The sequence below is a fragment of the Achromobacter sp. RW408 genome (assembly GCF_003184165.1).
GTDB classification, from domain to species: Bacteria; Pseudomonadota; Gammaproteobacteria; order Burkholderiales; family Burkholderiaceae_B; genus Achromobacter; species Achromobacter xylosoxidans.
The window spans coordinates 870,365-890,978 of record NZ_QHHO01000022.1 but is presented as its reverse complement, the minus strand read 5'-3'; the positions used below and the strand labels follow the sequence as shown (position 1 = coordinate 890,978).

Below are 20,614 nucleotides of genomic sequence, written 5' to 3'. Positions count from 1 at the left end.
CGGCGCCGGCGCCGCCAGCCAGCGCGCGGTGGGCCTTGGCGTGTTGGGCGGCATGCTGGCCGCCACGCCGTTCGCGGTGATTTTCGTGCCGACCTTCTTCGTCGTGGTGCTGGGTCTGTTCAAGACCAAGCCGCGCCTGCTGGGCGCCGAGCTGCGCGCCTTCGAGGAAGAGCAGGCGGCCAAGAAGGCGGCCGCGGGGCAGACCCCGCCGGACGCATCCGCACAACCCAACGGTGGCCAGGAGGGCAAGGAATGAGCGCCCTGATGTTCAAACAGACCGCCTTGTCCGCCTTCGTGGCGGTGGCGTTGGCCGGCTGCTCGCTGGCGCCCGACTACAAACGTCCCGACGCGCCGGTCTCCGGCAACTGGCCCGACCAGCCCAAGGTGCAGTACGGCGCGTACGCCACGCCGATGACGCTGGGCACCCAGCCCGCGTCGGCGGTGGCGCCGCAGGCGGGCACGCCCGCGGCCGACCTGGGCTGGCGCGAGTTCTTCCGTGATCCGCGCCTGCAGCGCCTGATCGAGCTGGCGCTGGTCAACAATCGCGACCTGCGCGTGGCGGTGCAGCGCGTCGAAGAGGCGCGCGCCCAGTATGGCGTGCAGCGCGGCGCGCAATGGCCCAGCATCGGCGCCGGCATCCAGGGGCAGCGCCAGCGTTTCCCCGAGAACATGCGCCAGCCGGGCGCCGGTTCGGTCACCAGTTCGTACCAGGCCGGCATCGGCCTGACCACGTTCGAGATCGACCTGTTCGGCCGCCTGCGCAGCCTTTCGGAAGCGGCGTACCAGCAGTACCTGTCGACCGAGCAGGCGCAAAAGAGCACCCACATCACGCTGATCGGCGCGGTGGCGCAGTCGTACTTCAACCTGCGCGCGGCCCAGGTGCAGCTGGAACTGACCCAGCGCACGCTGGCCTCGCGCCAGGAGTCGTACAACCTGGTCAAGCGCCGCTTCGACGGTGGCGTCGCCTCCGAACTGGACCTGAACCAGTCCAAGTCGCTGCTGGATACGGCCTCGGCCGACCTGGCGCAGTTGGCCCGGGCCCAGGCCCAGGCCGTCAATGCGCTGGTGCTGTTGCTCGGCACGCCGTTGCCCGAGGACCTGCCGCCGCCCGCCACGTTCGGCCGCGACCAGCTGCTGGCGACGGTGCCGGCCGGGCTGCCGTCCGACCTGCTGGAGCGTCGTCCGGACATCCTGGCCGCCGAGAACAACCTGAAGTCGGCCAATGCCAACATCGGCGCGGCGCGCGCGGCGTTCTTCCCGACCATCTCGCTGACCGGCCTGTTCGGCGTGGCCAGCCCGTCGCTGGATACGCTGTTCAAGGGCGGGCAAGGGTACTGGAGCTTCTCGCCGTCGATCACCACGCCGCTGTTCGCCGGCGGCAGCATCCGCGAAGGCCTGAACCTGGCCAAGGCGCGCGACAACATCGCGGTGGCGCAGTACGAGCAGACCATCCAGCAGGCGTTCCGCGAGGTTTCGGACGCGCTGGCGGGCGAAGCCACCTACGGCGCCCAGCTGGACGCCCAGCGCGCGCTGCAGGATTCGTCGGCGCGCACCTTGGAGCTGTCGAACCTGCGCTATACCAATGGTATCGACAGCTACCTGCAGGTGCAGACCGCGCAAGTGGACTTTTTCAATGCCCAGCTGGCGCTGGTGCAAACCGGCCTGGCCGCGCTGATCAACCGTGTGGAGCTCTACAAGGCACTGGGCGGCGGCTGGGAAGAAACAACGAAAGTGCAATGATAGAACTTGGTGTAAACATCGATCACGTCGCAACCCTGCGGCAGCAGCGCCACACGACCTATCCCGACCCGGTCGCGGCGGCGCTGCGCGCCGAGGACGCCGGCGCCGACCTGATCACGCTGCATCTGCGCGAAGACCGCCGCCACATCCAGGACGCCGACGTCTACGCCATCCGGCCGCGGTTGCGCACCCGCATGAACCTGGAATGCGCGGTGACGCCGGAAATGCTGGAGATCGCCTGCGCGGTCAAGCCCAATGACGTCTGCCTGGTGCCGGAAAAACGCACCGAGCTGACCACCGAGGGCGGGCTGGAAGTGGCCGGCGCCTTGTCGGCGGTGACGGACGCGGTCGGCCTGCTGACCGAGACCGGCATCCGCGTGTCGCTGTTCATCGACCCCGATCCCGCGCAGATCGAAGCCGCTGCCCGCGCCGGCGCGCCGGTCATCGAGCTGCATACCGGCGCCTACGCCGAAGCGGAGGGCGAGGCCGCCCAGGCCGAACTCGAACGCATCCGCGTGGCGGTGGCCGAAGGGCTGCGCCATGGCTTGCGCGTCAATGCCGGCCATGGCCTGCACTACGGCAACGTCAAGCCGGTGGCGGCGCTGGACGGCATTTCCGAGCTCAATATCGGCCACGCCATCGTCGCGCAGGCGGTGTTCGACGGCTGGGAAAAGGCGGTGCGCGACATGAAGGCGCTGATGGTGCAGGCCCGCCTGGAAGCGCTGCGCGGCCGTTGAGCCCAGGCCGACTCCCTCCCAAGGCGCCCGCAACGATGTCCCAGCCCGAATCTCCGCTCGTCGTCCCCGCGCCGGCCGCCATCGGCGGCATCGGCATGGACCTGCTGCGCATCGACCGCATCGAGCGCGCCCTGGCGCGCCACGGCGACCGTTTCGCCGAGAAGATCCTGGGGCCCGAGGAACTGGCCAAATTCCACGCCCGCCGCGCCCGCGACCCGGTGCGCGGCGTGCGCTTCCTGGCGACGCGCTTTGCCGCCAAGGAAGCCTTTTCCAAGGCGGTGGGCCTGGGCATGCGCATGCCCATGACCTGGCGCCGGGTGCAGACCCTGAACGCGCCCGGCGGCCGGCCGGTGCTGGTGATCGCCCCCGAACTGCTGGAATGGTACGTGCAGCGCTTCGGCGCCGCGCACGTTTCCATTACCGATGAATCCGACATGGCCGCCGCCTACGTGGTGGTCGAACGCAAGCCCTGAGCCCGCGGGCCGGTTTGCAAGACAGAAGGACAAGCCGATGGCCAAGAAGAAATCCCGGGCGCTGCCGCCCGGTCCCGTGATGGTCGATGTGGCCGGCACCGTGCTGACCAAGGAAGAAAAGAAGCGCCTGCGCCACCCGCTGGTGGGCGGCGTGATCCTGTTCGCGCGCAATTTCGAGAACCGCCGCCAGCTGACCGAGCTGACCCGCCAGATCCACAAGGCGCGCAAGGAGCGCCTGCTGATCCTGGTGGACCACGAGGGCGGCCGGGTGCAGCGCTTCCGCGAAGACGGCTTCACGCCGCTGCCCGCGATGCGCGACCTGGGCGCGCTGTGGGACCGCGATCCGCTGACCGCGATGCGCCTGGCGACCGAGGCCGGCTACGTGCTGGCCGCCGAGCTGCGCGCCTGCGGCGTGGACATGAGCTTTACGCCGGTGCTGGACCTGGACTACGGCGTCAGCAAGGTGATCGGCAATCGCGCCTTCCACCAAGACGCGCGGGTGGTGACGATGCTGTCGCGCGCGCTGATCCAGGGCCTGGCGCTGGCCGGCATGTCGGCCTGCGGCAAGCATTTCCCGGGGCACGGTTTCGTCGGCGCGGATTCGCACCACGAGATCCCGGTCGATCCGCGCCCGCTGGAACGCATCCTGAAGGACGACGCCGCGCCCTACGCCTGGCTGGGCGACGCGGTGCTGCCGTCGGTGATGCCGGCGCACGTGATCTACCCCAAGGTCGACAAGCATCCGGCCGGATTCTCCAAGCGCTGGGTGCAGGACATCCTGCGCACCCGCCTGGGCTACGATGGGGTAGTGTTCTCCGATGACCTGACCATGGAAGGCGCGTCCGTCGCCGGCGACATCCTGGCGCGCGCCCAGGCCGCGCTGGGCGCCGGCTGCGACATGGTGCTGGTGTGCAACCGGCCCGACCTGGCCGACGAGCTGCTGGCGCGGCTCGAGTTCGACCATGCCCCCGAGTCCGTGGCCCGCATCCGCCGCTTGATGCCGCGTTTCGACGCGCTCGACTGGGACGCCCTGCAGGCCGAAAGCCGTTACCAGAATGCCCGACGACTTCAATCTCAAATCGTTCCTGGCTGACCTGCCGCATCTTCCGGGTGTCTACCGGCACCTGGATGCGGCCGGCGAGGTCATGTATGTCGGCAAGGCGCGCGACCTGAAAAAGCGCGTCTCGTCGTATTTCCAGAAGAACCTGTCCAGCCCGCGCATCGCCCAAATGGTGGCGAAGGTGGCGCGCCTGGAGGTCACCGTCACGCGCTCCGAGGCCGAAGCGCTGATCCTGGAAAACAACCTCATCAAGAGCCTGAAGCCGCGTTACAACATCCTGTTCCGCGACGACAAGTCCTATCCCTACCTGCTGATCACCGGCCACGACTGGCCGCGCATCGCCTACTACCGCGGGGCCACCAACAAGCGCGGCCAGTACTTCGGCCCGTTCCCCAACGCCTGGGCGGTGCGCGAGACCATCCAGATTCTGCAGAAGGTGTTCCGCCTGCGGACCTGTGAGGACACCGTCTTCGCCAACCGCTCGCGGCCCTGTCTGCTGCACCAGATCGGGCGCTGTTCGGCGCCCTGTGTCGGCGCCATCCAGGCGCAGGACTACGCTTCGGACGTGCAGCGCGCGGTGCGCTTTTTGAATGGCGAGGCCAAGGACGTGATGGGCGAGATCGAGGCCCGCATGCTGGAGGCCGCCGAGGCGCTGCGCTTCGAGGAAGCCGCCGCGCTGCGCGACCAGATGGGCTCGCTGGCGCGGGTGCTGCACCAGCAGACCATGGAAAACGTCAGCGGCGAGGACACCGACATCGTCGCGGTGGCCATCGCCGGCGGCAAGGTCTGTGTCAACCTGGCCATGGTGCGGGGCGGGCGCCACCTGGGCGACAAGCCGTTCTTCCCGACCCACGCCGAGGGCGAGGCCGCGCCGCAGGTGCTGGAAGCCTTCGTGGCCCAGCACTACACCGACAATGCGTTGCCGCCGGTGCTGGTCTGTTCGCACGCCTTGCCCGACGCCGGCCTGATCGACCTGCTGGTGGAGCAGGCCGGCGGCCGCCCGTCGCGCGTGCTGACGCGGCCCCAGGGCGCCCGCCGCGCCTGGCTGGAACAGGCGGTCAAGAACGCCGAGATGGCGCTGGCACGGGCCCTGACCGAATCCGGCGCCCGCGCCGCCCGCACCCTGGCGCTGGCCGAAACCCTGGACCTGGATACCGACGAGGCGGCGCTGGACGCGCTGCGCATCGAGTGCTTCGACATCAGCCATACCGCCGGCGAGGCCACCCAGGCTTCCTGCGTGGTGTTCGAGCACCATGACATGCAGCCGTCGCTGTACCGCCGCTACAACATCGCGGGCATCACCCCGGGCGACGACTACGCCGCCATGCGCCAGGTGCTGACGCGGCGCTTCGCCAAGGTGGCCGACGGCGAGGCGCAGATGCCCGGGCTGGTGCTGATCGACGGCGGCAAGGGCCAGGTCGAGGTGGCGCGCCAGGTGTTCGCCGAGCTGGGGCTGGACATCCAGGCGCTGGTGGGCGTGGCCAAGGGCGAAGGGCGCAAGGTCGGCCTGGAGACCCTGGTGTTCGCCGACGGCCGTCCGCCGGTGGCGCTGGGCGGCGAGTCGGCCGCCCTGATGCTGATCGCCCAGGTGCGCGACGAGGCGCACCGCTTTGCCATCACCGGCATGCGGGCGCGCCGCGCCAAGACCCGCAACGTGTCGCGGCTGGAAGAGATCGAGGGGGTCGGGGCGCGCCGCCGGCAGCGCCTGCTGGCCCGTTTCGGCGGTTTTTCGGGGGTGGCCTCGGCCAGCATCGAGGACCTGGCGTCGGTGGACGGGATTTCCGAGGAACTGGCCGAACGGATCTACGAGGCGCTGCGCGGATAGGGCTCCGGACGGCCGGCTCGTGGCCGCCCGGCGGCCCCGAGACAGCCAGCGCAACCCGGCTGATGTAGCATACGGACACTATGCCAATTAACGTACCCATCATCCTGACGTGGCTGCGTATCGCCATGATCCCGCTGGTAGTCGGGCTGTTCTACCTGCCCGACAGCTGGATGTCCGTGCCGGTGCGCGACACGTTCGCCGCCTGGGCCTTCATCATCGCTGCCCTGACCGACTGGTTCGACGGCTGGCTGGCGCGCCGCTGGAACCAGACTTCGGCGTTCGGCGCGTTCCTGGATCCGGTGGCCGACAAGCTGATGGTCTGCGCCGCGCTGATCGTGCTGCTGGACCTGAGCCGCGTCGATGCCTTCATCTCGCTCATCATCATCGGCCGCGAAATCACTATTTCGGCGCTGCGCGAGTGGATGGCCAAGATCGGCGCCAGCGCCAGCGTGGCGGTGCACCGGTTGGGCAAGTTCAAGACCGCCGCGCAGATGGTGGCGATTCCGTGCCTGCTGTACAACCAGCCGATCTATGGCGTGTCCAGCAAGCTGCTGGGCGACGTGCTGATCATCGTGGCCGCGGTGCTGACGGTCTGGTCGATGCTGTATTACCTGCAGCGCGCCTGGCCCGCGATCCGCGAGAAAGCGCAGTGAAACACGGCGGCCCGGCTCGCGCCCGGGGCCGCCAGGACAGACCAAGAGCGATGCCGGCGGGGCTTGGACCGCGACCGGCACGGCCACGCGCCGCATTCGCCACAGGGACAACGCCGGCCCGGCCGGTCGTTGCTGGAGACAACCCGCGAACCGCCCCGGGGCGGCCGCCTTTCGCCGCTGTCCGCGGCCTTGCGCAATGACTACCGCTGCATCCAACCTGGCCTCGGACGCCGCCGTCCGCCGCCGCGACTGGCAGATCATCCTGCTGATCGGCGTGGCCCACGCCTCGTCGCACTTCTTCCAACTGGTCCTGCCGTCGCTGTACGTGTCGCTCGGCAACGAGTTCGGGCTGGACTTCGCCCGCCTCGGCCTCTTGGTGTCGACCTTCTATGTGGTGTCGGGCATCGGCCAGGCCTCGTCCGGCTTCGTGGTGGACCGAGTCGGCGCGCGGCCGGTGCTGTGGTTCGGCCTGGCCTGTTTCGTGCTGTCGGGGCTGCTGATCGGCTCGGCCACCGGCTACACCATGCTGATGGCGGCCGCCGTGGTCGGCGGCATCGGCAATTCGGTGTTCCGCCCGGCCGACTACTCCATCATCAACCACCGCATCACCGCGCCGCGCCTGGGCCATGCCTTTTCCGCCCACGGCCTGACCGGCAACCTGGGCTGGGCCCTCACGCCCGTGTTCATGACCTCGATCACGCTGCTGGCCAACTGGCGCGTGGCGGCCTACAGCGCCGCCGCGCTGGTGGCCTTCGTGCTGTTGCTGACCGTGCTGGGCCGCAACCTGCTGGGCGGCGCCGAACCGGCCCAGGCCGACGATGCCAGGAATGGCGCGCGCGCCGCGCCCAAGCCGCAGGAAGGCGTGCTGGCGACCCTGGCCACGCTGCTGTCCAAGCCGGCGCTGTGGGGCGCGTTCCTGTTCTTCGCCTGCACCTCCATTGCGCTGTCGTCGGTGCAGAACTACACCATTCCGTTGTTGGGCCAGCTGTACGACCTGTCCAAGGTGGCGGCCAGCTCGGCGCTGTCGGGCTACATGGTGGCGTCGGCGGTGGGCATGGCGGCCGGCGGCTTCCTGGTGTCGGCCAACCCGCGCACCGAGCGCACCGTGATGGTGGCGCTGATCCTGGCCGGCCTGACGCTGGTGGTGCTGGCGCTGGGCCTGGTGCCGGCGCTGTTCGCCGCGCCGGTGGTGGCGCTGGCCGGCTTCTGCTCGGGCGTGGCGGCGCCGTCGCGCGACATGCTGATCCGGCGCGTGACGCCCAAGGGCTCCACCGGCTCGGTCTACGGCCTGGTGTATTCCGGCATGGACGTCGGTTCGGCGCTGGGGCCGCTGGCTTTCGGCCTGCTGCTGGACGCGGGATTGCGCCAGGGGCCGTGGATCGGCGCGGGCGTGGCGTTCGCCGCCGCCGCGCTGCTGGCGCAGTGGATCGCGGTGCAGGCGCGCCGGGCCGATCCCGCCGCCGCGGTGCCGGCGCGTTCCTGACGCGTCCGCCGTCGCAGCAGGCAGAACGCCGCCCTCGGGCGGCGTTCTGCTTTGGGGCCGGCGGATTTGCCGCCGTCCCGGGCAGGAGAGCGCTTGCCGCGCCCGGGATCAGCCTTGCGCCTCGATATGGGCGGCGATGGCGCGGCCGATGTCCTCGGTGCGGGCCTGGCCGCCCAGGTCGGGCGTGCGCGGGCCGTCCTTCAGGCAGTGCTCGATGGCCGCCAGGATGGCGTCGTGCGCGTCCTGGCTGCCCAGGAACTGCAGCATCAGCGCGCCCGACCAGATCATGGCGATGGGGTTGGCGATGCCCTTGCCGTAGATGTCCGGCGCCGAGCCGTGCACCGGCTCGAACAGCGAGGGGAAGGCGCGCTCCGGGTTCAGGTTGGCCGACGGCGCGATGCCGATGGTGCCGGTGCAGGCCGGACCCAGGTCCGACAGGATGTCGCCGAACAGGTTGGAGGCCACCACCACGTCGAAGCGCTGCGGCTGCAGCACGAAGCGCGCGGCAAGGATGTCGATGTGCTGCTTGTCGGTCTTGACGTCGGGATACTGCTGGCCGACGGCGTCGGCGCGTTCGTCCCACCACGGCATGCTGATGGCGATGCCGTTGCTCTTGGTGGCGACCGTGAGCTGCTTGCGCTGGCGCCGGTTGGCCAGCTCGAAGGCGTAGCGCATGACGCGGTCGGTGCCGTGGCGGGTGAAGACCGATTCCTGGATCACGATTTCGCGGTCGGTGCCGGTGAACAGGCGGCCGCCCAGGTTGGTGTATTCGCCTTCGGTGTTCTCGCGCACGATGAAGAAGTCGATGTCGCCCGGGCGCTGGCCGGCCAGCGGGCACGGCACGCCCTCGAACAGGCGGACCGGGCGCAGGTTGATGTACTGGTCGAACTCGCGCCGGAATTTCAGCAGCGAGCCCCACAGCGACACGTGGTCCGGCACCGTGGCGGGCCAGCCGACCGCGCCGAAGTAGATGGCGTCGTAGCCCTGCAGCTGTTCCTTCCAGTCGGGCGGCATCATCTCGCCGTGCTGCGCGTAGTACTCGCAGTTGGCCCAGGGGAAGGTATCGATCTGCAGCGCCAGGCCGAAGCGGCGGGCGGCCGCTTGAACGGCGCGCAGGCCTTCGGGCAGGACTTCGTTGCCGATGCCGTCGCCGGCGATGGCTGCGATCTTGTGGACGTGGGACATGGATGGACCTGAAAAAAGAGGAAAAAAAGGGCCGGCCGCGGCGCTCAGGGGGCGGCGGCGGGAGGACGACAGCATGGTAGGCGGCCCTACAGTCCATCTACAATGGTCCATCGCGTGAAATGACTATGCACGAATCATGAATAATGACCTGCTGCCCGCCGACCTGCGCGTATTCAACGCCGTGGTGCGCGCCTCCAGTTTTTCCCGCGCCGCCGAAGACCTGGGCATGTCGGCCGCCTACGTCACCAAGCGCATCCGGCTGCTGGAGGCCAGCCTGGGCACGCCGCTGTTCCACCGCACCACGCGGCGGGTGGTGGTGAGCGAGGCTGGCGAGCGCGTCTACCACTGGGCCCAGCGCATCCTTGACGACGTCGAGCACCTGGTCGAAGAAGTCGGCGTCACGCGCCGCGAACCGCGCGGCCTGCTGCGCATCTGCAGCAGTTTCGGTTTCGGGCGGCGGGTGGTGGCGCCGGCGCTGTCGGCGTTCGTGTCGCGCCATCCGGCGGTGCAGGTGCGCTTCGAGGTGTTCGACCGCCTGGTCGACGTGGCGGCCGAAGGCTACGACCTGGACGTGCGGGTCGGCGACGACATCGCGCCGCACGTGATCGCGCGCAAGCTTGCCGCCAACCACCGGCTGCTGTGCGCCGCGCCGTCGTACCTGGCCGAACGCGGCGCGCCGCGCAAGCTGGACGACCTGGCCGCGCACGACTGCCTGGTGATCAAGGAACGCGACCATCCCTTCGGCGTCTGGCGCATGCGGCGTGGCGAGCGCGAGCACACCGTCAAGGTGCGCGGCCCGCTGTCGGCCAACAATGGCGAGATGGTGGTGCAGTGGGCGGTGGACGGGCGCGGCATCATCCTGCGCTCGGCCTGGGACGTGGGCCCGCTGATCGCCGCCGGCAAGCTGGTGCCGGTGCTGCCGCAGTACCGCCAGGAAGCCAATATCTGGGCGGTCTATCCGTCACGCCTGAATGCCTCGGCCAAGGTGCGGGTATGCGTGGACTTCCTGGAGGCGCACCTGCGCCAGCTGGACGCCAGCGTCTGACACGGTCGTGCGAGGCGCCGGGCATGGGGGGCGACAGGTTGGCATGCCCGGCTTGCGTCAGGTCAATCCGCCATGGCGAGGCGCGGCGGGGCGTTGGCGCGCTTGACGCATCGCAAGCCGCCCGCCGGCCGGCTCCGATGTAATGACCTTGAGAACGACAAGGTTATTTCAACAGGAGAAAACCATGAGAAAGAAGCACGCGATGCTCGCGGCGGGTGTCGTCATCGGACTGTGGGCGGGCCAGGCGTCGGGGGCGCCGCGCGAAGAGCCGATCCAGCCCATCGAGGCGGCGGTGGTCAAGGACCCGGCCAAGGTGGAGCTGGGCAAGAAGCTGTTCTTCGACCCGCGTCTGTCGCGCTCGGGCGCGATCTCCTGTAATTCCTGCCACAACCTGGGCATGGGCGGTTCCGACAACCTGAAGGCGTCCATCGGCCACAAGTGGCAGCAGGGCTCGATCAACTCGCCCACGGTGCTCAATTCCAGCCTGAACATCGCCCAGTTCTGGGACGGCCGCGCCAAGGACCTGCGCGAACAGGCCGGCGGCCCGATCGCCAACCCCATGGAAATGGCCTCCACCCACGAACTGGCGGTGCAGGTGCTCAACTCCATTCCCGGCTACCGCGCCGAGTTCAAGCAGGTGTTCGGCAAGGACGGCATCACCATTGAGGAGGTGACGGGCGCGTTGGCGGCCTTCGAGGAAACGCTGGTGACGCCGAATTCGCGCTTCGACCAGTGGCTCAAGGGCGACGACAAGGCGCTGACCGTCAAGGAACTGGCCGGCTACACCCTGTTCAAGAACAGCGGCTGCGTGGCGTGCCACAACGGCGTGGCGGTGGGCGGCAACTCGTTCCAGAAGATGGGGCTGGTGGCGCCGTACCAGACCGACAACAAGGCCGAGGGCCGCGCCGCCGTCACCGGCAAGGACGCCGACCGGTTCAACTTCAAGGTGCCGACGCTGCGCAACGTGGCGCTGACCTATCCGTACTTCCATGACGGCGAGGCCGCCACCCTGACGCAGGCGGTGGACGTGATGGGTCGCCTGCAACTGGGCCGCACCTTCACGCCGGATGAGAACGCGCAGATCGTGGCGTTCCTGAAGACCCTGACGGGCGACCAGCCGGCGATCCAGTATCCGCTGCTGCCGCCGTCGGCGGACGACACGCCGCGGCCGGCGCCGTTCGTGAAGTAGAGCGGCGGGCGACGCCGCCAGGATGGACGTCGCTTATAAAAAAACGTCCGCCTTCGGGCGGACGAGGCTTTTTTTACTGGCGCACCGTGCGCACGTCGGCCGGCGGCGTGGTCTCGACGTTGCTGCGCCACGGATTGATGTCCAGCCCGCCGCGCCGCGTGTAGCGCGCATAGACCGTCAATTGCTCGGGCGAGCAGGCCTGCATGATGTCGGTGAAGATGCGTTCCACGCAATGCTCGTGGAATTCGGCGTGCTGGCGAAACGAGATCACGTAGCGCAGCAGCGACTCGCGGTCGATGGGCTGGCCGCGGTAGCGGATCTGCACGCTGGCCCAGTCGGGCTGGCCGGTCACCGGGCAGTTGGACTTGAGCAGGCGCGAGCACAGGGTTTCCTCGACCACGTCGCCCGGGCGGTTGCGCAGCAACTCGGGCGCCGGTTCGTAGGTGTCGATCTCGATGTCGAGCTTGTCTATATAGATACCGTCCAGTTCGCCCATCCGCAGCTCGCCGAAGCGCTGCGGCAGGATGAAGTCCAGCCCCACGGGGGCGCCGGCGGCGGCGCTCAGGTCGCGCTCCAGGCGGCCGCGCAGGGCGGCCGAGTTGACCAGCCGGGTCTGGTTGAACGAGTTCAGGTACAGCTTGAACGACTTGGACTCGATGATGTTGGGGCTGTCGGCCGGCACCGAGAACGTCGCCATCGCCACCCGCGGCTTGCCCTTGGCGTCGAGCCAGGACAGCTCGTAGGCGTTCCACAGATCGACCCCGGTGAACGGCAGGGGCCCGGTCGCCAGGTTGAGCGCCTCGCGGTTGTGGGCGCGGGCGATGGGAAACAGCAGCGAGGGATCGTATTGCGAGACGTAGGTCACGCTCTGGCCCAGCGGGCCGTGAGACAGCGTCATGGAGAAGGTCGTCGGAAAACGTGGAGATGACCGCATTGTAGGCGCTCTCAAACCCGTCATTTTTCGCATCATGAAACGCCGCTCCCGGCATGTGAAAGTTCGTGCTGCGCCGCCGCGCAAGCGCATTTCACGGATGACAATTGCCTTCCGTAATGCGGAACGAGTCATATAACTTATTGATTTTTATGCATAATATTTTTCATCTTATATAAGAGGCATGGCCACATTGCTCCGCAGCACAGGCATAGACTTTCTCCAACGATTCACGCAATGCAACCCCGAAGTTTTCTTGCCTTTTCAGCCATAGACCAAGGAGCATGACCATGAGCCACCGCGAAACCGAAATCCGCAATCTGCAGAAAGACTGGGCCGAGAACAGCCGCTGGCAGGGCATCAAGCGCGACTACAGCGCCGAGGATGTCATCCGCCTGCGCGGCTCGATCGCCGTCGAGCACACCCTGGCCCGCCGCGGCGCGACCCGCCTGTGGGAACAACTGCACAGCGAACCTTTCGTGAATTCGCTCGGCGCCCTGACCGGCAACCAGGCCATGCAACAGGTCAAGGCCGGCCTCAAGGCCATCTACCTGTCGGGCTGGCAAGTGGCCGGCGACGCCAACCTGGCCGGCGAGATGTACCCCGACCAGTCGCTGTACCCCGCCAATTCGGTGCCGCAGGTCGTGCGCCGCATCAACAATTCGCTGACCCGCTGCGACCAGATCCAGTGGATGGAAGGCAAGAACCCGGGTGACGAAGGCTACATCGACTTCTTCGCGCCCATCGTGGCCGATGCCGAAGCCGGTTTCGGCGGCGTGCTGAACGCCTTCGAGCTGATGAAGGCCATGATCGAGGCCGGCGCTTCGGGCGTGCACTTCGAGGACCAGCTGGCGTCCGTGAAGAAGTGCGGCCACATGGGCGGCAAGGTGCTGGTGCCGACCCGCGAGGCCGTGGCCAAGCTGGTCTCGGCGCGCCTGGCGGCCGACGTGATGGGCACGCCCACCGTGCTGCTGGCCCGCACCGACGCCGACGCCGCCGACCTGGTGACCAGCGACGTCGACGACAACGACCGCCCGTTCATCACCGGCGAGCGCACCGTGGAAGGCTTCTTCCGCACCCGCGCCGGCATCGACCAGGCGATCTCGCGCGGCCTGGCCTACGCGCCGTACGCCGACCTGATCTGGTGCGAAACCTCCACGCCCAACCTGGAATACGCCCGCAAGTTCGCCGACGCGATCCATCGCCAGTTCCCGGGCAAGCTGCTGGCGTACAACTGCTCGCCGTCGTTCAACTGGAAGAAGAACCTGGACGACGCCACCATCGCCAAGTTCCAGCGCGAGCTGGGCGCCATGGGCTACAAGTTCCAGTTCATCACGCTGGCCGGCTTCCACGCGCTGAACTACGGCATGTTCGAACTGGCCCACGGCTACGCCCGCCGCCAGATGAGCGCCTTCGTCGAATTGCAGCAGAAGGAATTCGCCGCCGCCGACCTGGGCTTCACCGCGGTCAAGCACCAGCGTGAAGTGGGCACCGGCTACTTCGACGCCGTCACGCAGACCATCGAGGGCGGCCAGTCCTCGACCACCGCGCTGACCGGCTCGACCGAGGAAGCGCAGTTCGAGCACGGCAAGGAACAGAAGGCCGCCTGAGCCGGAACCGATTGATTTGCAGTTGAAGTTGTAGTGCTGTTGTAGGGTGGATTCAGGGTGCCTTCGGGCACCCTCTTTTTTTTACGGCGGGAGCCGCTGGTCGCCGCTGGCGAGCTAGCGCTGCGCCGCCAGGTACGCGCCGGGCGCCTGTCCCAGCACGCGCCGGAACGCGCTGGTGAAGGCGCTGGGACTGGCGTAGCCCAGGTCCAGCGCGACGCGGGTCACGGGCTGGCCCAGGCTCAGGCGCTCGATCGCGGCCAGCAGGCAGGCCTGCTGGCGCCAGGCGCCGAAGCTGACGCCGGTTTCGGCGCGGAACTGGCGGGTGAAGGTGCGCCGGCTCATGCCGGCGGCGGCGGCCATCGTGTCCAGGTCCGCGGTGATCGACGGCGCCGCCCACAGCGCGCGGCAGGCGCGCGCCAGGCGCGGGTCGGCGGGCAGCGGCGCATGCAGCGACAGCGCCGGCATGGCGGCGATTTCGGCCGCCAGCAGCGCCATCAGCTTGCCGGCGCGGCCGTCCAGGTCGTAGAGCGCGGGCAGGTCGATGGCTTCGTCGAGCAGGTGGCGCAGCAGCGGCGAGACGGCGTGGACCCGGCATTCGGCGGGCAGGCGCAGGGCCTGCGCGGCGCGCTCGGTGAGAAAGGTGTTGAGCATGGTCACCGCGCCGCGCATGGTCATCTGGTGTTCCATGCCTGCCGGCACCCAGCAGGCGCGTTGCGGCGGCACCAGCCAGCGGCCTGTCGGCGTGGCCACGCTGATGGCGCCGCGCGCGGCGTAGGCGAACTGGCCGCGGCGGTGGGCGTGCAGCGGGAAGGTCAGGCCGGCCGGGTAGTCGCAGGCGGTCACCACCACGTCGCGTGGAATGTCCTCGTAGGGATCGACCAGGGTATTGCGCATGGCCTGGATTCTACAGTGAATGACCCGATATCGAAGGCGGGCCGCCGACCCCAGGCCTACGATGCCGCCACTGTCCATCGCGTTCGCTGCCCTGGGGCAGCGCATCGCCACACTCCAGGAGCCGACATGGCCAACACTTTCCATCGCGTGGGTCACGGCCCGCATCCCGTCGTCGTGCTGCACGGCTGGTTCGGCGACGCGCGCGCCTTCGAGCCGATCGAACCCTGGCTGTCGGGCGCGGACTTCAGCTATGTCTTCATGGACTACCGAGGCTACGGCGGCATGCGCGAGGCGGCCGGCGAACATTCGATCGACGAGATCGCCGCCGACGCGCTGGCGCTGGCCGACGCGTTGGGGTTCGAGCGCTTCAGCCTGGTGGGCCATTCGATGGGTGGCATGGCGATCGAGCGGGTCGCGGCGCTGGCGCCCGAGCGGGTGCGCGCGCTGGTGCCGGTGGCCCCGGTGCCATGCGGCGGCATCGCCATGGCGCCGGCCACGCGCGCGCTGTTCGACGGCGCGGCCGCGGACCTGGCCGCGCGTCGCGCCATCATCGACCGGAGCACCGGCGGGCGCCTGCCGGCCGCATGGGTGGCGTGGAAGGCGGCCTATTCCGCCGCGCATTCGTCGGCCGCCGCGTTCGCCGCGTACCTGCCCGCGTGGGTTGGCACCGATTTCAGCGACCGTATCGACGGCCGCCATCCGGTGCTGGCCCTGGTGGGCGAGCACGATCCGGTGTTCACGCCGGCGCTGATGGCCGCGACCTATGCGCGGCGCTATCCGCGCACGACGATCGAGGTGCTGGGCAATGCCGGGCACTATCCGATGAATGAAACGCCGCTCGCGCTGGCGGCGGCCATCGAGCGCTTCCTGCGCGCCGCGGACTGAGCGCGGCGGCGCCCGAGGCCGTCAATCCGCGGCGCGCATCGCCGCCAGGCATTCCGCCAGCGGCGGCACGGTGCGCGCCAGCGCCTCGACGGCTGCCGCATCGACCCGTTCCAGCGGCGGGATCTCGGCCAGCACGCGCACGTTGCCGAAGCGTTCGATCGCCTCGCGGTTGCCGGCCGACAGCGGGCCGCTCATGATCACGCCCAGCACCGGGATGGCGCGGCGGCGCAAGGCTTCCAGGCTGAGCAGCGTGTGGTTGATGGTGCCCAGGCCGCTGCGCGCGGCCAGCACCACCGGCATGCCCAGGCGCGCGATCAGGTCGATCATCATGTGGCTGTCGTCGATCGGCACGTACAGACCGCCGGCGCCTTCGACGATCAGCGGCGCCGTGGTGGCCGGCGGCACGATGGCGGTGGCGTCGATCACGGCGTCTTCCAGCGGCGCGGCGGCCCACGGCGACAGCGGCGCCTGCAGCACGTAGGCCGGCAGGTGCAGGCGTTCGGGCGGCAGTTGCGCCAGGCGCGCGACGGTGTCGGTGTCGCCCGGTTCCTCGGCCACGCCGGTCTGCACCGGCTTCCAGTAGTCGGCCTGCCAGGCGCGCGCCAGGATGGCCGAGACCAGGGTCTTGCCGATGCCGGTGTCGGTGCCGGTGACGAAAACGCCGTTGGCGGGGGAGTCAGTCATGTTTCTTCCAGATTCCGTAGGCCAGGTGATAGGTCACCGTGGCGCCTTGTTGGTCGAACTGCGCCAGCACCCGCCGCAGCGCGGCCGGACCCAGCGGGGCGGTGCCGGGCGCGGGCGTGGTGGCGCCGATGCCCTTGAGCGCCTTGAGGAAATGCAGGCCGTCAGGATGATCTTGTATCAGCCGTTCGCTGTGCACGCCACCGGCCAGATTGCCCATGGTCGGACGGATGGCGGCGGCGGGCGGATAGGTCGGGGTGGCCGCGGCCAGGCCGAGCGCGCGGTGGGCGGCGCGCCATTCCTCGAACGTGCCGTCGGCCAGCGTGGCCACCGCCAGGTGGCCGCCGGGCGCGAGCAGCGCTGCCAACCGTCCCAGTCCGGCGTTCAGGTCGCCGAACCATTGCACCGCCAGGCTGGAGCAGATCAGGTCGTAGCCGCCCGGCAGGCTGTCGGGGCGCTCGCCGTCCAGCACCTGGTAGCGCGCGTTGCCGGGCAGCGCCGGTCCCTGCCGCGCCCGCGTCAGCATGGCGGGCGAAATGTCGGTCACGGTCCAGTCCGCGGGGCCCAGCCGGGCGGCCAGCGCCTGGGTCAGCAGGCCGGTGCCGCAGCCGATCTCCAGGATGCGCGGACGCGGCGGCAGCGGCAGCCGCCCGATCGCGTCGGCCAGCCGCTGGGCGGTGATGCGTTGGGCCGGGGCGTGTTCGTCGTAGCGGGCGGCGGCGGCGCCGAAGCGCGCGCCGACCCGGGCATTGCGGGGTACGGCGCTCATGCGGCGGGCGCCACGCGGGCCAGGAAGGCGCGGATGCGTTGCGCGCACCAGTCGGGATCGGTCAGCGGCAAGAGGTGGCCGCCGCCGTCGCGCCAGTGCAGTTCGGCCGCGGCGCCGAAGCCCGCCGTCGTCATGGCCGCGGGCGCGATCGGATCGGCCGTGCCCGCCAGCGCCAGCAGCGGCATCGGCAGCGTCGCCAGCGCGGCCCGTTGGTCGGCGTCGCGCAGGATGCCCAGGTCGCGCGCCAGCGGTTCGACCTGGGGGACGCCGATGGCGCTGGTGTCGCCGCAGCGCTGGCGGAAATCGCGCAGCACGGTTTCGGGCTGCGTCGCCAGCCGGTTCAGCATGCGGTCCAGCATGCGCGCCGGGACGCCTTCGGGGAAGTCGTCGGCCGCGCCGAAGCGGGCAAAGCCGTTGATCGCTATCAGGCCCACACAGGCGGGCGGCGGCTCGCCCAGCAGGCGCAGCGCGCCCAGCGAGTGGCCGATGGCCAGTACCGGGCCGTCGGGCGCGGGCGTGTGGGGCGGGCCGAAATAGCCGGCGTCGGCCACGGCCTGCGGCCAGTCGGCCAGCGCGGCGGCCAGTGGCGCCCAGAACGTGGCGTCGAAGGCCCAGCCGTGCGCGAACAGCAGGGTGGGGCGCAGGGAATCGGCGGCCGGCATCAGGCGAGCGCGGCCGTCAGGCCGTCTATCAAGCGATCGATATCGGCGTCGCGGTGCGCCGCGCTCAGGGCGATGCGCAGGCGGCTGGTTCCGGCCGGCACCGTGGGCGGGCGGATCGCCACGGCCAGCAGGCCGCGCTGCTCCAACGTTGCCGCCAGCGCCAGGGCGCGGCCCTCGTCGCCGACGATGGCGGGCACGATCTGGGTCGACGAGTCGCCGCTGTCCAGCCCCAGGCTGCGCAGCGCGACGCGCAGCCGCTCGCCCGAGGCCGCCAGCCGGGCGCGCTCGGCGTCCAGCGTCGGCACCAGGTCCAGGGCGGCGTCCATGGCGCCCAGCACCGCGGGCGGCAGGGCGGTGGTGTAGATGAAACCCGAACAGGCGTTGACCAGGTAGTCGCAGAGCGCGCGCGAGCCGGCCACGTAGGCGCCGAAGCCGCCCAGCGCCTTGCTGAAGGTGCCCATGGTCAGGTCGATGCCGCCCGGCGCCAGCCCGGCCAGCCCCATGCCGCCCGGTCCCAGCACGCCGGTGGCGTGGGCTTCGTCCAGGTAGACGAAGGCCTGGTAGCGCTCGGCCAGCGCCGCCAGCCGCGCCACGTCGGTGCGGTCGCCGTCCATGCTGAAGACGCTTTCGGTGATGATGAAGCGCGCGGCGGGCGCGGCCGATGGCCCGGCGCGCGCCGCCAGCAGCGCTTCGAGGTGGTCCAGGTCGTTGTGGCGGAAGCGGATCTGCCGCACGCCGGCTGCCTGGCAGCCGTGATGCAGGCTGGCATGGTTGAGCTTGTCGGCGTAGACCTGCACTTCGCCCTGGCCGGCGGCCGCGCGCAGCAGGGCCGGCAGCACGGCGGCATTGGCCTGCCAGCCGGAGGCCAGCAGCAGCGCGGCCTCGGTGCCTTTCAGGCGCGCCAGCTTGGCCTCGACCTGCTCGTGCAGGTCGAGATTGCCGCACACCAGCCGCGAGGCCTGCGCGCCGGCGCCATGGCGGGCGGCCCATTCGCGCGAGCGCTCGATCAGCAGCGGGTGCTTGGACAGGCCCAGGTAGTCGTTGCTGGAGAAGTTCAGCGCCGGGACGCCGTCCAATGCGATGCGGCCGGCGGGCGCGGCGGTGGCCGTGCGCAGCCGGCGCCGCACGCGGCGCGATTCGGCTTGCGCCAGTTCGGAAGAAAAGAGGGGATCCAGCTTGGACATGACGATTTCCTGCGGCGGCCGGCGGCGGGAGCCCCGCCAGAGGACCGCGGCCGCAAAGCGCGCCGTCAGGCCCCCGGCCGTAGAATGCGAGCCATTGTAGTGGAGGTGAAACATGCAGACCCCTGACTGGATGGCGCGGGGCCAGCGGCATATCTGGCTGCCGTACGCCCAGATGAAGACGGCCACGCCGCCGCTGCCGGTGGTGCGCAGCCATGGCAGCCGCCTGGAGCTGGCCGACGGTCGCCAATTGATCGACGGCGTGGCGTCCTGGTGGACCGCCTGCCACGGCTACAACCATCCGCACATCGCCCGGGCGCTGCGCGAGCAGCTGGACGCCATGCCGCACGTCATGTTCGGCGGCCTGACCCACGAGCCCGCGCTGACCCTGGCCCGGCGCCTGGCCGGCCTGCTGGGGCCGGGGCTGGACCGGGTGTTCTATACGGATTCCGGCTCGGTGGCGGTGGAAGTGGCCATGAAGATGGCGGTGCAGTTCTGGCTCAACCAGGGCGAACGCGGCCGCAGCCGCTTCCTGGCGTTCCGTGGCGGCTACCACGGGGACACCCTGGGCACCATGGCGGTATGCGATCCGGACGAGGGCATGCACAGCCTGTTCCGCGGCATGCTGGCCGAGCACGACATCGTCGATTTGCCGCGCGACGATGCCGCCATGGCGCGCCTGGACGCTTTCCTGGAAACCCGCGGGCCGCAACTGGCCGGCATCCTGGTCGAGCCGCTGGTGCAGGGCGCCGGTGGCATGCTGCTGCACGAGCCGGAGGTGCTGCGGCGCCTGCGTCAGCTGGCCGACCGCCATGGCCTGCTGCTGATCTTCGACGAGATCTTCACCGGCTTCGGCCGCACCGGCACCATGTTCGCGTTCGAGCAGGCCGGCGCGCGTCCCGACATCATCACGCTGTCCAAGGCCCTGACCGGCGGCACCTTGCCGCTGGCGGCCACCGTGGCCAGCAGCCGGGTGTTCGACGCCTTCTGGTCGGACGATCCGTCCCATGCCCTGATGCACGGCCCCACCTTCATGGGCAACGCGATGGCCTGCGCCGCCGCCAATGCCTCGCTCGACCTGTTCGAAAGCGAACCGCGGCTGGCCCAGGCGCAGGCGCTGTCGGTTGCGCTGGCGCGGGGCCTGGCGCCATGCCGCGAGTTGCCGTGGGTGCGCGACGTGCGGGTGCTGGGCGCGATCGGCGTGGTCGAGCTGGATCGCATCGAGGACCGCGAAGCCCTGAAACGGCGCCTGGTCGAGGCCGGGGTCTGGGTGCGGCCGTTCGGCAACGTGGTCTACCTGACGCCGGCCCTGACCATCGCGGCGGACGAACTGGATACCTTGATGCGGGCGGTGGTGGCGGTGTTGCGCGCGCAACGGCCCTGAGCCGGCGGCCGGCCGCGCGCGGGCAAACCGTCCGAGCCGGCTTGATCCAGGTCAAGGCGCGCCCCGGTGGCGCTGGGTAGCATCGGCGCATGCGAGCAAAATCCATTTTCGCCGTTCCTCCGACCCTGCCCGACGCCGACCGCCAGCAGCGCCGGCACGCGCTGGTGCGCCTGTCGCTGGCGTGGCTGGCGATGATGCAGGTGATGATGTTCGCCTGGCCGGGCTAC

Annotated in this window: 17 protein-coding genes and 2 pseudogenes; 13 read left to right on the top strand and 6 right to left on the bottom strand. The window is 69.9% G+C overall.

From position 1 onward, the window contains the following. The 8 genes and pseudogenes from DK459_RS06435 to DK459_RS06400 all read left to right on the top strand — a co-directional run. Positions 1–256: pseudogene (locus tag DK459_RS06435) on the top strand (RND transporter); the annotation flags it as partial. Beyond that, positions 253–1,740: an efflux transporter outer membrane subunit gene (locus tag DK459_RS06430; RefSeq protein WP_020929026.1), complete on the top strand. Its 1,488-nt coding sequence runs from the start codon at positions 253–255 to the stop codon at positions 1,738–1,740. The pseudogene DK459_RS06435 and the gene DK459_RS06430, both read left to right, overlap by 4 nt. Next, positions 1,737–2,477 (top strand): pyridoxine 5'-phosphate synthase, encoded by a 741-nt coding sequence (gene pdxJ, locus DK459_RS06425; protein WP_006384821.1) that lies wholly within the window; start codon positions 1,737–1,739, stop codon positions 2,475–2,477. The genes DK459_RS06430 and pdxJ overlap by 4 nt, the downstream gene beginning before the upstream one ends. 35 nt (positions 2,478–2,512) lie before the next feature. Beyond that, on the top strand, positions 2,513–2,950 hold the full coding sequence (gene acpS, locus DK459_RS06420; protein WP_006384820.1) for a holo-ACP synthase: 438 nt from the start codon (positions 2,513–2,515) through the stop codon (positions 2,948–2,950). Positions 2,951–2,987: 37 nt separating this feature from the next. Further along, positions 2,988–4,043, top strand: coding sequence for a beta-N-acetylhexosaminidase (nagZ, locus tag DK459_RS06415; protein ID WP_006384819.1), 1,056 nt, complete (start codon positions 2,988–2,990; stop codon positions 4,041–4,043). Beyond that, positions 4,006–5,835, top strand: a complete 1,830-nt coding sequence (uvrC, locus tag DK459_RS06410; protein ID WP_058665051.1) for an excinuclease ABC subunit UvrC — start codon at positions 4,006–4,008, stop codon at positions 5,833–5,835. Before nagZ ends, uvrC begins: the two co-directional genes overlap by 38 nt. Positions 5,836–5,915: 80 nt before the next feature. Next, entirely contained in the window at positions 5,916–6,488 is a 573-nt protein-coding gene (gene pgsA, locus DK459_RS06405; RefSeq protein ID WP_006384817.1) for a CDP-diacylglycerol--glycerol-3-phosphate 3-phosphatidyltransferase, read from the top strand. A 196-nt stretch (positions 6,489–6,684) separates the two neighbouring features. Continuing rightward, a complete protein-coding gene (locus tag DK459_RS06400; protein WP_110134554.1) occupies positions 6,685–7,971 on the top strand; it encodes an MFS transporter in 1,287 nt (428 codons plus the stop codon). Positions 7,972–8,079: 108 nt separating this feature from the next. On the opposite strand, the gene DK459_RS06395 is transcribed toward DK459_RS06400, so the two are convergent. After that, positions 8,080–9,156: a tartrate dehydrogenase gene (locus tag DK459_RS06395; protein WP_107316364.1), complete on the bottom strand. Its 1,077-nt coding sequence runs from the start codon at positions 9,154–9,156 to the stop codon at positions 8,080–8,082. Positions 9,157–9,292: 136 nt separating this feature from the next. On the opposite strand from DK459_RS06395, the gene DK459_RS06390 reads away from it, so the two are divergent. Continuing rightward, positions 9,293–10,201, top strand: a complete 909-nt coding sequence (locus tag DK459_RS06390; protein WP_024069972.1) for a LysR substrate-binding domain-containing protein — start codon at positions 9,293–9,295, stop codon at positions 10,199–10,201. 184 nt (positions 10,202–10,385) lie between these two features. Beyond that, a complete protein-coding gene (locus DK459_RS06385) occupies positions 10,386–11,390 on the top strand; it encodes a cytochrome-c peroxidase (protein ID WP_024069971.1) in 1,005 nt (334 codons plus the stop codon). Positions 11,391–11,463: 73 nt separating this feature from the next. On the opposite strand, the gene queF is transcribed toward DK459_RS06385, so the two are convergent. Continuing rightward, positions 11,464–12,288, bottom strand: coding sequence for an NADPH-dependent 7-cyano-7-deazaguanine reductase QueF (gene queF / locus DK459_RS06380; protein WP_110134553.1), 825 nt, complete (start codon positions 12,286–12,288; stop codon positions 11,464–11,466). A gap of 323 nt (positions 12,289–12,611) precedes the next feature. On the opposite strand from queF, the gene aceA reads away from it, so the two are divergent. Continuing rightward, positions 12,612–13,931, top strand: coding sequence for an isocitrate lyase (gene aceA, locus DK459_RS06375; protein ID WP_024069969.1), 1,320 nt, complete (start codon positions 12,612–12,614; stop codon positions 13,929–13,931). Positions 13,932–14,045: 114 nt separating this feature from the next. Here aceA and DK459_RS06370 read toward each other — a convergent pair whose 3' ends face one another. Further along, positions 14,046–14,825, bottom strand: a complete 780-nt coding sequence (locus DK459_RS06370) for a helix-turn-helix domain-containing protein (RefSeq protein ID WP_024069968.1) — start codon at positions 14,823–14,825, stop codon at positions 14,046–14,048. A gap of 126 nt (positions 14,826–14,951) precedes the next feature. On the opposite strand from DK459_RS06370, the gene DK459_RS06365 reads away from it, so the two are divergent. Beyond that, a complete protein-coding gene (locus tag DK459_RS06365) occupies positions 14,952–15,710 on the top strand; it encodes an alpha/beta fold hydrolase (RefSeq protein WP_110134552.1) in 759 nt (252 codons plus the stop codon). A 21-nt stretch (positions 15,711–15,731) separates the two neighbouring features. Here the strand turns inward: DK459_RS06365 and bioD are convergent. The 3 genes and pseudogenes from bioD to bioF all read right to left on the bottom strand — a co-directional run bounded on the left by bioD (position 15,732) and on the right by bioF (position 19,006). After that, positions 15,732–17,160, bottom strand: a pseudogene (bioD, locus tag DK459_RS31180) (dethiobiotin synthase). Further along, positions 17,157–17,822 carry an alpha/beta fold hydrolase gene (locus DK459_RS06355; RefSeq protein WP_024069964.1) on the bottom strand — a complete coding sequence of 222 codons (666 nt, stop codon included), beginning with the start codon at positions 17,820–17,822 and terminating at the stop codon, positions 17,157–17,159. Before DK459_RS06355 ends, bioD begins: the two are co-directional and overlap by 4 nt. Further along, complete coding sequence (gene bioF / locus DK459_RS06350) at positions 17,822–19,006, bottom strand: 8-amino-7-oxononanoate synthase (RefSeq protein ID WP_024069963.1); 1,185 nt, start codon at positions 19,004–19,006, stop codon at positions 17,822–17,824. The genes DK459_RS06355 and bioF overlap by 1 nt, the downstream gene beginning before the upstream one ends. Before the next feature lie 112 nt (positions 19,007–19,118). On the opposite strand from bioF, the gene DK459_RS06345 reads away from it, so the two are divergent. Then, positions 19,119–20,387 (top strand): adenosylmethionine--8-amino-7-oxononanoate transaminase, encoded by a 1,269-nt coding sequence (locus DK459_RS06345; protein ID WP_024069962.1) that lies wholly within the window; start codon positions 19,119–19,121, stop codon positions 20,385–20,387. The last annotated feature ends 227 nt before the right edge of the window (positions 20,388–20,614 follow it).